The organism is Metamycoplasma neophronis, from assembly GCF_006491995.1.
GTDB lineage: Bacteria > Bacillota_I > Bacilli_A > Mycoplasmatales > Metamycoplasmataceae > Metamycoplasma > Metamycoplasma neophronis.
Window position 1 is genome coordinate 24,109 of the sequence record NZ_VHHP01000006.1, and the last position, 10,474, is coordinate 34,582.

The following is a 10,474-nucleotide window of genomic DNA, read 5'->3' on the forward strand; positions in this document are numbered from 1 at the left end:
ATATCAATATTTTAATTATTTAATTTCATTTTTGACTTCTTGAGCCATAATATCTGGCATTTTTGCTTCAAAGCGCATTAAATTGCCATTCATATCTATGAATTGAAGTTCTTGAGCATGCAATCTTTGATTGAAATCATCAATTTTTTTGTTGTAGATTGGGTCAGCGTAGACTGGATGTTTAATGTAATTTAAGTGCACTCTAATTTGATGAGTTCTTCCAGTTTTTAAATTACACTTTACCAAAGTTTTTTCCTGTCCATTAACTGTTAAGTATTTTAGCACCTCAACAATTGTATATGCGTTCTTTGAATTTTGTTCAGTGACCGCAAATTTTTGACGATTTTTACTGTCGCGCCCAATTGGTAAATCTAAATGTAAAATCTTATTTGGAATTCTTCCATCAACAATTGCATAATAAGTTCTTTGAATTTCGTGATTTTTTAATAAAGAAGCGAAGTAATTGTGCGATTTATTGTTTTTAGCTATTACTAATAAACCACTAGTATCTTTGTCGATACGATGTACAACACCCATTCTTAATAAGCCATTAACATTACTTAAATTATTTTTAAAGTGATACATTAAAGCATTAACTAATGTATTATCACGATGTCCCGGAGCAGGGTGAACCACCATACCCGATGATTTATTGATGATTAAATAATCATCACATTCATAAACAATATCTAAATCAATATTTTGACCTTCCACTTTAGTTTGTTTGTCGATCAATTTAATAACTTCAATTTCATCGTTTTCTTTTACGACATATTTATTTTTATTGACTTTAATCCCATTAACAAAAACTGCTCCTTCTTCAATTAATGTTTGGATGTCATTACGAGTAATTTCACTATTATTTGCAATGTATTTATCAATACGATCTGCATATTTCGCAATTAGTTTTAGCATATGCTAAATTATAACAAATTTATAGTTTATAATAAACTATATGGAAATTATAGAAATTAAAAAATCTAAATTTTTGCCATTTATTTTTGACATTCAAGATAAAAGTGATGTCAAAAAAATATATGCTTATTTAAAAAAAGAATATCCAAAAGCAGCACATTATGTTTCGGCATACATTTATCGTAATGAAAAAAATGTTTTATGTGGCGGCTTTGATAATGATGGCGAACCCTGCGGAGGTCGTCATATTTTAAATATTTTAGAAATTAAAAAAATCGAAAATAAGGCAATATTTGTCGTTCGGTTCTTTGGCGGGATTAAACTTGGTTCAGGCGGTCTAGCTCGAGCATTTACTAAGGCGGCTGCTTTACTTTTCAAAAATTAAAATCTCTCGTGCTGCGCGTGAGAGATTTTAATTTTTGAAATATAGATTTGAATTTTATATAGTTGGGGTTGGAGCTAATGCTTCAGTATTATTCATTGAACCATCACTATTTTTGTTTTTATTTTGCAATTTTTTTTCTTTTCTTTCATAAGCCAAGATAAAACCGAATTGTAAACTATAAACAATAGTAGAAATAACTTGTCATACTAAACCACCAATAAAGCTTGGCATACCAGCCAATGCATTAGGGTCGATCGAATTTTTAGCATTTACGATATTTAATACGAAAAATAAAATTCATCAACTATTGTTAATTAAAAACAACATAGGCATTCATGGTGTTAATCCTTTAAAGTTTTTTGTTTTAAATGAAATGATTAACTGTGGCATAAAGGCCAAGGTAGTAAATGTTGGTGTTATTAGTCCCACTGCTAAAGACGCGCTTTTATTAAATGTGGGAATCAAACCATTTTCAATTGGATAAAATAATCCAAAATTAATTTTTTGATAAACAGTGACAACAAATACTCCAAAAAGTGCTAGCGCAATAAAATCACCAATGATAATACCAATTACTGCATTTCTTAATTGTCCTTTTTTTCTGTCTTTATAGTAGTAGTATAAATAGAACATAGTAAATGAGTAAATAGTTAAACAAACAAAGTTAGCAATAAATACATATCAACCGCTTTCGTTTGAGTTAAATACTCCAAATATAAGTCATGCTATGATACCTACAAAAAAGATTCAGAATGAAGCGAAATTAACTTTCCCAGAGTCTTTAGTTTTACGCAATCTAATTAATTGAGGAAATCCAAGACTAATTGTAGTCAATGCGCCAAGTGCTCCAAATATTTGAATAGCAATTTCCATAACGCCAAAATTATACTTTATATTTTTAAAAAAATATAAAAGTATTGAAGATAATGTGAAAAATTAACATTTATTTGAAACATTGTGTTTCGAAAATTCTATAAATATTTTTAAAAAATAAAAAAACACCATAAGGTGTTAGTCATTTCTGAAATGGTGGCTCCGGCAGGAATCGAACCAGCGACACACGGAGCTTCAGTCCGTTGCTCTACCAACTGAGCTACAGAGCCATGGCGGTCCAGACGGGAATTGAACCCGCGATCTCTTCCGTGACAGGGAAGCGTATTAAACCACTTTACCACTGGACCGTGGTTGCGGAGATTGGATTCGAACCAATGACCTTTGGGTTATGAGCCCAACGAGCTGCCGACTGCTCTACTCCGCTATATGGCGGGCAATGAGGGATTTGAACCCCCGCGGGCCGTGAAGCCCCTGGCAGTTTTCAAGACTGCTCCCTTCAGCCTCTTGGGTAATTGCCCATTGGTGGACCCAACAGGACTCGAACCTGTAACCGACCGGTTATGAGCCGGTTGCTCTAACCATTGAGCTATGGGTCCGTGTAGCCCGTCAGGCTTATAAAACATATGGTAGCACCGAAGAGAGTCGAACTCTTGACCTTCCGGGTATGAACCGGACGCTCTAACCAACTGAGCTACAGTGCCATAATGGTGGAGAGGAAGGGACTCGAACCCTCTACCTCCTGCGTGCAAGGCAGGCGCTCTGGCCAGGTGAGCTACCCCCCCATAATGGTGAAGAAGACAGGATTCGAACCTGCGACCGCTTGAGCCCAAGTCAAGTGCTCTACCAAGCTGAGCTACTTCTCCACACTACATTTAATAACGAATGCTTTATTATTATATATAAATTTTTTGAAAAGTTTTAAAAATTTTTATTATTTTTTTATTTAAAATTCTTCCGCATTTCAAACGAACTCATAATCACGAATTTTAATTGTATCGCCATCGTTAACTCCTGAATTCCGAATTAATTCAAAGACTCCTAGAGCTTTTAATTTGGCATTAAATCTTCATAAATTATCAAGCGAAATTACCGGAATTTTATCATATATTTCAAAAACATCGTCTCCGCTGATTTCTCAAGTATCCCCATTTAATCTAGTAATTTCAATTGGTTCTTTATTTAACTTAATAACAACAACTTCTTTTTCTTCTGGTTCTTGATCGTTATCCTTACGAGCCTTTTCTAAAGCTTGTCATAAAGCGGCTTTAATTTGGTCTAAATTATCTTCAAATATCGCAGAATAATCAATTAATTGAATATCTGGATATACTTCCAAGAATTTTTCTTTATGTTCATTAAAAGCCTCTAAATCGTCTTTATTAGCAATCACAACTTGAGGTAATTTTTCAAGTTTTAAATTGTAACTTTTTAACTCGTTATTTATGATACGATAATCTTCAATTGGGTCTTTTTCAGCTGAGCCGAAATCAATAATATGAGCAATTACTTTACAACGTTCAATATGTTTTAGGAATTGAATTCCCAAACCACGACCTTCATGAGCATTTTCAATTAAACCTGGTAAATCTGCTACAACATAACTATTATCATAATATTTTACTAAACCTAATTGCGGAACTAAAGTTGTAAAATCATAATCAGCGATTTTTGGTTTAGCATTACTAATTTGTGATAACAATGAACTTTTGCCAGCACTAGGCTTACCAACAAAACCAACGTCGGCCAAAACTTTTAAAACTAAGTGTAAATCAAATTTTTGCCCAGGGGTTCCATTTTCGCACAATCTCGGTGCAGTATTGCGGCTTGATTTAAATCTAGGATTACCCTTTCCGCCTTTTCCACCTTTTGCAATTAAATATTTTTCTTCATTAACTATATCGGCTATTAAAGTGTTATTTAAATATACCATTGTTCCCAAAGGAACTTTGACAACCAAATCTTTCCCATCGGCGCCAAAAGCGTTTTTAGGTTTACCATTTTCTCCTGGTTCGGCAATAATTTTATTTTGATAATAAAAAGGTAATAGTGTATTTTGTCCGGGATCGCCTTGAAAATATATATTTCCCCCATTACCGCCATCACCGCCGTCTGGTCCACCTTTATCAACGTTAGCTTCTCTTCTAAAACTTATTATTCCATCGCCGCCTTTGCCGGCTTGAACATAAATATTAACTTCATCTATAAATTTCATATATTAAATTTTACCAATTTAAAAATTTAAAAAATAAAAAACTAGCAACTGTTTTGCTAGTTTTTTATTATTTTTTGCAGTTGCAGTTTTGTTCTTTAATTTTTTTTTCAAGTTCAGCGCGTTTAATTGGACATTTAACTTCTTCTAAGTTAATTTCACAATTGCATTTTTCTTCTGAATCTTCTTTTTTCATTGAGCAAGATCCTTCTTCTTTCATTGAGCATGAAGATTTAGTTTCCATACCGCAAGCTTCTTCTTTCATTGAGCATGAAGGTTTTTCTTCATGAGCACAAATACAGTTTCCTGCTTGCATTTCTTTTTCTAATTCTGCCCTTTTAATAGGACATGATACGTTTTCTAAAGTTTTTTTACAACAACATTTACTTTCTTTGTTACATGACATATTAGTACCTCTTTTTTTATTTATATTAATTGTTATTTATTATTAATTTTTACAATACTATTATACATCAATAAAATTTATAATAATTTAAAAAAGTGCACGTTTAAGATATTAATTCGGAAATTTTTTTATCATTTTTAAAATAATACATTTTTAAAATACCAAAATGAATATTTTAATTCTTAATTCTTGGAAACAGAATTTCTTTGACATCTAAAACTTTATTATCAAACTTTTTATAATCATTTAAGGCCGTTGGCGAAATTATATCTTGATTTAAAAAATTAAATATTTTAGAAGTTTTTTTAGGCATAACAATGCTCAACATAAAAGTTATTGCATATATTCCTTGCAATAAAGTATTTAAAACAACATTCAAACGTTCTAAATTATCTTTTAACTTTCAGGGTTCGTTTTTATCAATATATTCATTTAAATGCTTAGAAAATTCTATAGTTCTTTTTAAAGCTTTATCTGCTCTAAAATTGTCAAGAGCAAGACAATAATCTTGATAAACTAAATCAATTTCTTTTAAAATATTTTTGTCAATTTGATGTAAGTTTTCTTCATCAAAATGTACACCATTAATAAAAGATTGATTTACCATTTTAACAGTTCTATTTAATAAATTACCAAAATTATTTGATAAATCAGCATTTAGAACATTAATTAATAAATCATAACTAAAGGTAAAATCATTATCGATATTTACTTGCGATGTAAAAAAATATTTAATTTCTTCGGCTCCGTATGTTTGAATTAGGGGAATTGGGTCAACCACATTTCCTTTTGATTTAGACATTTTCCCCTCTGGAGTAATAATTCATGAGTGAATCACTTCTTTAGTTGGCAAATTCAAGTCTAATGAGTTTAAAAATATTGGTCAGTAAATTGCGTGGAAACGACTGATTTCTTTAGCTAAAACATGTACTCTTTCATTTCCATTTAATCAGAATTTTTCGTAATCACTTTGATTATCAGATAAATATCCTAGGCCAGTTAAATAACTAAATAAGGCGTCTAGTCAAACATAAATCACGTGTTGACGGCTATCATCGGCGTTATAAACTTTAATACCTCAATCAAACGAAACACGTGTTACTGATAAATCTTCTAACCCCTTGTCAATAAAGTTATTCAATAACTCTTTTTCGGTTGCACGGTTTGTTAGAAAATCTGGGTTGTTTTCAAAATATGATCTGATTCAAGGAGTGAATTTAGACATATTGAAAAAATAGCTTTCTTCTTCGACTTCTTGTAATTGTTGCCCCGATACGGGATGATAGTATTTATTATCTTTTAAAATAGCTTGTGTGGGAGTTAAAAATTCTTCATCTGAGATTGAATATAAACCTTCATATTTTGCTTTGTAAATAAAACCTTTTTCTTTCATTTTATTAAATATTAAAGCAACGGCTTTTTCGTGCTCTTTATTAGTAGTACGACTAAACACGTTATATTCAATGTCTAATAACTCTCAAAGGTTTTTAAATTTATTTGCTTGCATATCAACATAAGCTTGAGGATCCATTTTAGCTTCTTCAGCTTTCTTTTGGATCTTTTGTCCGTGTTCATCAATTCCGGTGCTAAATAAAGTATCATAACCTCTTTGTTTTTTATAGTTTGTATAAACTCATGCTAATGTTGTGGTAAGTAAATGGCCAATGTGTAAATTACCACTTGGATAATATATTGGGGTTGTAATATAAAATGTTTTTTTATTCATGTTATTCTCCTTTAGCTTTTATTGGGCTATATAGTTTTCTAACCTCTTCGCGATAACTATGATCTTTGGGGTCATCATTATGTAAATATATATTTGGTTCAAAAAAAGTTCCTCAACCTGAATTAAATCTAGCTTCCACTAAACAAAATTTAGGCAGACTATTAACTCTGGTATACACGATTTGCACACGTTTTGGTTCAAATTTATATTGACGCATTAAGCAAATTAAATCAATATAACGTGCCATTGGTAATACAACAGTTAAATAACCTTTTTGTTCGATTATCTTAGATGATAATGAAATCAATTGTTCTAAGTTCAAATTAATTTCATGGGTTGCTAATTTTTGTTCATGTGTCCCCGACATCCGGATTTGATTAAATTCTTCATTATAATATGGCGGATTAGCAACAATACTATCATATTTTTTAGCTAATTTATTGCCACATTTATAAGCATATTCTTTAGCTCAAAGTTTAAAATCACCTTCGATAATATTGATCTGATCTTCCATTTTATTTAAAATTACATTTTGCTTAGCTAACTCTACTGCTCTAGGTTGAATTTCTATAGCGTCAACTTTAATTTTTTTTGACCGTGATGTCATGAAAATTGAGAGTGCGCCGTTATTTGTTCCAACTTCCAAAATATTTTTAACATTACGATTAATGGCTACGAAATTACCTAATAAAATCGTATCAACTGAGTAATTAAACATTTCTTTATCTTGATAAACAAATAAATCACCTGAATACCCTAAGTTGTTTTTTATAATTCCTTTTTTCATGTTAGCCTTTCTTAAGTAATATAAAAAATTATATATTTTTTTAAGCAATATTTTGCCTTTAAAAAAACAAAATCAATGAGCAAATTCATTAAATAGTAATAATAAAAAAGAAACTTTATTTTAATTAACTTAAAAGTAAAGTTTCCCTTTATTTAGATAATATTTATTAACTGAGCTTTTGTGATTCTTCTGTCTTGTTTAAATCTTAAACATAATGAAATATTTGGAATAAATAAGACAATTGATGCATAAAAACCAAAAAGCACTGTTGCAACCATTAATAATATTTTAAGTAAAAAATAGTCTTTTTCGTAAGCATAGTATGCTGTGTATTCATTTCAAAAAATTGCAAATACGGAAACAATTAAAATAATTGCCAAAGAAATTGAAGAAAAAATTAAATTTTTTTTATCAAATTTATGGTTTTTTACATTAAATATGAAACTATATATGATGAATGTGTTACATAAAATTAATAATGCATAACAAACCAAAGTTAGAAACGTAAACGCATCATTAAAACTTTCTTTATATCTTATTAAAAATGAAGGCGCTTCTTTTTCAAAAGCTAATGCTGATGTCATTGCAAAAACTAAACTTGCGTATCATAAAAATGAAAGTATTGACGTAAATAAATTAATTAAATAACCTTTTTTAGCTTCTTTATTGTTCTTATCTTGTATTAAGGCTTCCTTATTTTTGAATAATATAAATACAGAATATAACTCATCATTTAATAAACTTACATCTTTAAAATTTATTTCTTTTTCGATTTTTATATTTTTATTTATTCAGTTTTTTATAAATGATTGGTTTTTAGATATAAATATAGCCAAAGCATCATATGTCACTCTTCTTAAATTAAATTCATTTAATAATATTTTTCAAATCATTATTTTATTAATAGATTGCTTTTTTGCTTCGAAATGTCTATCAAAAATATGTTTTAGACCATCAATATTAAAATTATCAAAAAAACTGTAAAATAACTTTTCTTTTGAAGATGAAAATTCAGTTTTTTTAAGGGTTAAAAGTTGTTCATCAACTTCTTTTAAATAATCAAAAGCTAATCTTATTTTAAAGTTTAATCTTATAAATTTAATCGATCTATAAAGATCATAATCAAAGTAATATATTGCCTTTTCTCTTGAATAAATTCTTAAGAATGTTAAAACTAAAAGTGTGGTTCATAAACTTATATAGCAAAAACAGTAGATTAGTATGTATTTAATTTCTAATTTGTTTATTGTTGCAAAATAAGTTCCAAAAAATGAACCCAAGAAAAAGAAGGCAAATATAGATCAAATAACATAAGAACGAGCAATCGCTTTTAACCCTTTAATTGGATAAATTTCGTTCCTAGCTAATTTTAAAATTTCATTTAATTTGTTTTTTTTCATATTAGTATTTAATATTATTTTTTAAACTTTCTAAAAATCTTTGTTGACTAATTTTTATTAATACTTTTAACTTATTTATAAATTTGTTTTGGTGTTTATTTGTCCAAGTATATGTTATGTTATGTATATATTTATTTATATATTTATGTGTATGATGCGCAAGAGCCCTTATATATCAAATATTTTTTCTTTCTTTTATTGCTTCTAATTCCTGATACATATAAGGTAATATTCTTCTAACATTTTCATTTATATCTTTAACCGTGTCTTCAAAAAACCCGGCTATTTTAATGATTCCATTAATCACATCCTTAGCGGCAACAGGAATATCTAAAATAGTGCCTGTATATTCATAGCCAGGAAAAGCATCGTCCAATCATTTAACATAATCTTTATATTCATTATTTCACTTTTTAATTCTATTTGTATATCACTCTATTTCCGATGACATATATTCTTCAAGGTCTTTTCATTCTTCATCTGTTAAATAATTATTTGAAGAATCTCATGATTTTGGTTTATCATTTTTTAACTCTTCCAAAGCAACAATTATATCCTCTCATGTTATAGGTTTATCGTATGGATAATTTATTGCATTTGAACTTCTGGTACTAGCACGACTAGTTTTTTTAGTATAAGTTCTGTTTTGAAATGTATTTATACCATCTTTCGAAATTGAAAATTTAAAATAATCATTTGATTTTTCTTTGCTTTCTTTTAAGTTTAAAAAATTAGATTCTTCTTTAGTATTTTTTAGTTGTTCCACTTCCTTAAATATTTTTTTTAAAGTATTGAAATCTTTTTCAACATAAGCTTTTTTCGACTTTTCAATTATCTCAAATATCTTTTCAATATCATTGTTTATTTCAGAAATATTAACTATTACCATTATTACACTCCATTTTTTTTATAATTTCTTTATTTAAAAATATTCTAACATCCTTAGCGTTAAACATTAACGCTTGAGCTATACTTATGAATTCTTCTGACCAATTAATTCAAAAATTATCTTTATAAATAACATTATTAATTATTAAGCTATTGAGTTCATTATTTAAATCTGCTTCTAAAATTTTTTTTCAAATTTTTTCTTTTTCATTTAATAAATCATTACAAGACCGAATCAAATTGGTCGTATAGTCATCAAACATAAAATCTAAAAAGTAGTCTTTTAATAAAAAAGTACAAAAGTGTTTAAATTTAAACTTATAAGAGTAATCGTTATTTATAAAATTTTCTAATTTTCTTTTTATCAATTCTATATTATCAATACATCTATCCTTATATTTAACAAAATAAGCAAAATAGAAATTTGACAATATCAAAGTCCTAAAAGCCGTTCTAATATTTTTATAACTTGAAAAAAAATCATTATGAAAATAATATAGTCAAGCCAAATCCGTAATTGTATTATTTATTTTTAGTTTATTTTGATTACTGTCAATTAATAGTTGTATCAATTGGGAAATTTTCATAGCAATTTGTCAATAAACATTAACAAAGTAAATATTATCTTTATTTTTCACATATTTATCAGGTACTACCTTAGTCTTCAAATATTCTATAACATATTCATTTAATTCAAATTTTTGATAATTTATAAAATCAGTTATCAACTTACTATTTTTAATTTCAATTTTTGGATCGATATTATTATTTAATACATCTATGTCGTTAATTTTTCTTCAAAATTTTTTATCATTCAGTGCCAATGCACAACTACCTTGTATTATAAATTGAGAATTTATTTTATTTTTAGTAATAAAGCTAAAAATATGCTTAGATGATATAAATAAACTATTTATTTCATTA

Annotated in this window: 10 protein-coding genes and 8 tRNA genes; 1 reads left to right on the plus strand and 17 read right to left on the minus strand. The window is 28.1% G+C overall.

Annotated elements, in window-relative coordinates; all coding sequences use genetic code 4:
• Nucleotides 1–15: 15 nt before the first annotated feature.
• Nucleotides 16–915 (minus strand): RluA family pseudouridine synthase, encoded by a 900-nt coding sequence (locus FJR74_RS02455; protein ID WP_140914965.1) that lies wholly within the window; start codon nucleotides 913–915, stop codon nucleotides 16–18.
• A gap of 40 nt (nucleotides 916–955) precedes the next feature.
• On the opposite strand from FJR74_RS02455, the gene FJR74_RS02460 reads away from it, so the two are divergent.
• On the plus strand, nucleotides 956–1,300 hold the full coding sequence (locus FJR74_RS02460; RefSeq protein ID WP_140914966.1) for a YigZ family protein: 345 nt from the start codon (nucleotides 956–958) through the stop codon (nucleotides 1,298–1,300).
• Between the two features lie 54 nt (nucleotides 1,301–1,354).
• Here FJR74_RS02460 and FJR74_RS08025 read toward each other — a convergent pair whose 3' ends face one another.
• The 16 genes from FJR74_RS08025 to FJR74_RS08050 form a co-directional block, all read right to left on the minus strand.
• Nucleotides 1,355–2,173, minus strand: coding sequence for a PQ-loop domain-containing transporter (locus FJR74_RS08025; protein WP_211333934.1), 819 nt, complete (start codon nucleotides 2,171–2,173; stop codon nucleotides 1,355–1,357).
• A 154-nt stretch (nucleotides 2,174–2,327) separates the two neighbouring features.
• Nucleotides 2,328–2,403: transfer RNA gene (locus FJR74_RS02470), tRNA-Phe, on the minus strand.
• Between the two features lies 1 nt (nucleotide 2,404).
• Nucleotides 2,405–2,481, minus strand: a tRNA-Asp gene (locus tag FJR74_RS02475).
• 1 nt (nucleotide 2,482) lies between these two features.
• A tRNA-Met gene (locus FJR74_RS02480) sits at nucleotides 2,483–2,558 on the minus strand.
• Nucleotides 2,559–2,561: 3 nt separating this feature from the next.
• Nucleotides 2,562–2,652: transfer RNA gene (locus FJR74_RS02485), tRNA-Ser, on the minus strand.
• Between the two features lie 2 nt (nucleotides 2,653–2,654).
• Nucleotides 2,655–2,730: transfer RNA gene (locus FJR74_RS02490), tRNA-Ile, on the minus strand.
• 28 nt (nucleotides 2,731–2,758) lie between these two features.
• Nucleotides 2,759–2,835: transfer RNA gene (locus FJR74_RS02495), tRNA-Met, on the minus strand.
• Nucleotides 2,836–2,839: 4 nt separating this feature from the next.
• A tRNA-Ala gene (locus FJR74_RS02500) sits at nucleotides 2,840–2,916 on the minus strand.
• A 4-nt stretch (nucleotides 2,917–2,920) separates the two neighbouring features.
• Nucleotides 2,921–2,997: transfer RNA gene (locus tag FJR74_RS02505), tRNA-Pro, on the minus strand.
• Between the two features lie 80 nt (nucleotides 2,998–3,077).
• Entirely contained in the window at nucleotides 3,078–4,346 is a 1,269-nt protein-coding gene (obgE, locus tag FJR74_RS02510) for a GTPase ObgE (protein WP_140914967.1), read from the minus strand.
• A gap of 67 nt (nucleotides 4,347–4,413) precedes the next feature.
• A complete protein-coding gene (locus FJR74_RS02515; protein ID WP_140914968.1) occupies nucleotides 4,414–4,749 on the minus strand; it encodes a hypothetical protein in 336 nt (111 codons plus the stop codon).
• A gap of 175 nt (nucleotides 4,750–4,924) precedes the next feature.
• Nucleotides 4,925–6,475: a methionine--tRNA ligase gene (gene metG, locus FJR74_RS08030; RefSeq protein WP_140914969.1), complete on the minus strand. Its 1,551-nt coding sequence runs from the start codon at nucleotides 6,473–6,475 to the stop codon at nucleotides 4,925–4,927.
• Nucleotide 6,476: 1 nt separating this feature from the next.
• On the minus strand, nucleotides 6,477–7,262 hold the full coding sequence (locus FJR74_RS08035) for a tRNA1(Val) (adenine(37)-N6)-methyltransferase (protein ID WP_140914970.1): 786 nt from the start codon (nucleotides 7,260–7,262) through the stop codon (nucleotides 6,477–6,479).
• A 152-nt stretch (nucleotides 7,263–7,414) separates the two neighbouring features.
• The gene (locus FJR74_RS08040; protein ID WP_140914971.1) at nucleotides 7,415–8,662 is read right to left on the minus strand and encodes a hypothetical protein; all 1,248 of its coding nucleotides are present in this window, start codon (nucleotides 8,660–8,662) and stop codon (nucleotides 7,415–7,417) included.
• Nucleotide 8,663: 1 nt separating this feature from the next.
• A complete protein-coding gene (locus tag FJR74_RS08045) occupies nucleotides 8,664–9,551 on the minus strand; it encodes a hypothetical protein (protein ID WP_140914972.1) in 888 nt (295 codons plus the stop codon).
• A partial coding sequence (locus FJR74_RS08050; protein WP_170178331.1) for an MAG4530 family protein occupies nucleotides 9,538–10,474 on the minus strand: 937 nt, incomplete at its 5' end. The genes FJR74_RS08050 and FJR74_RS08045, both read right to left, overlap by 14 nt.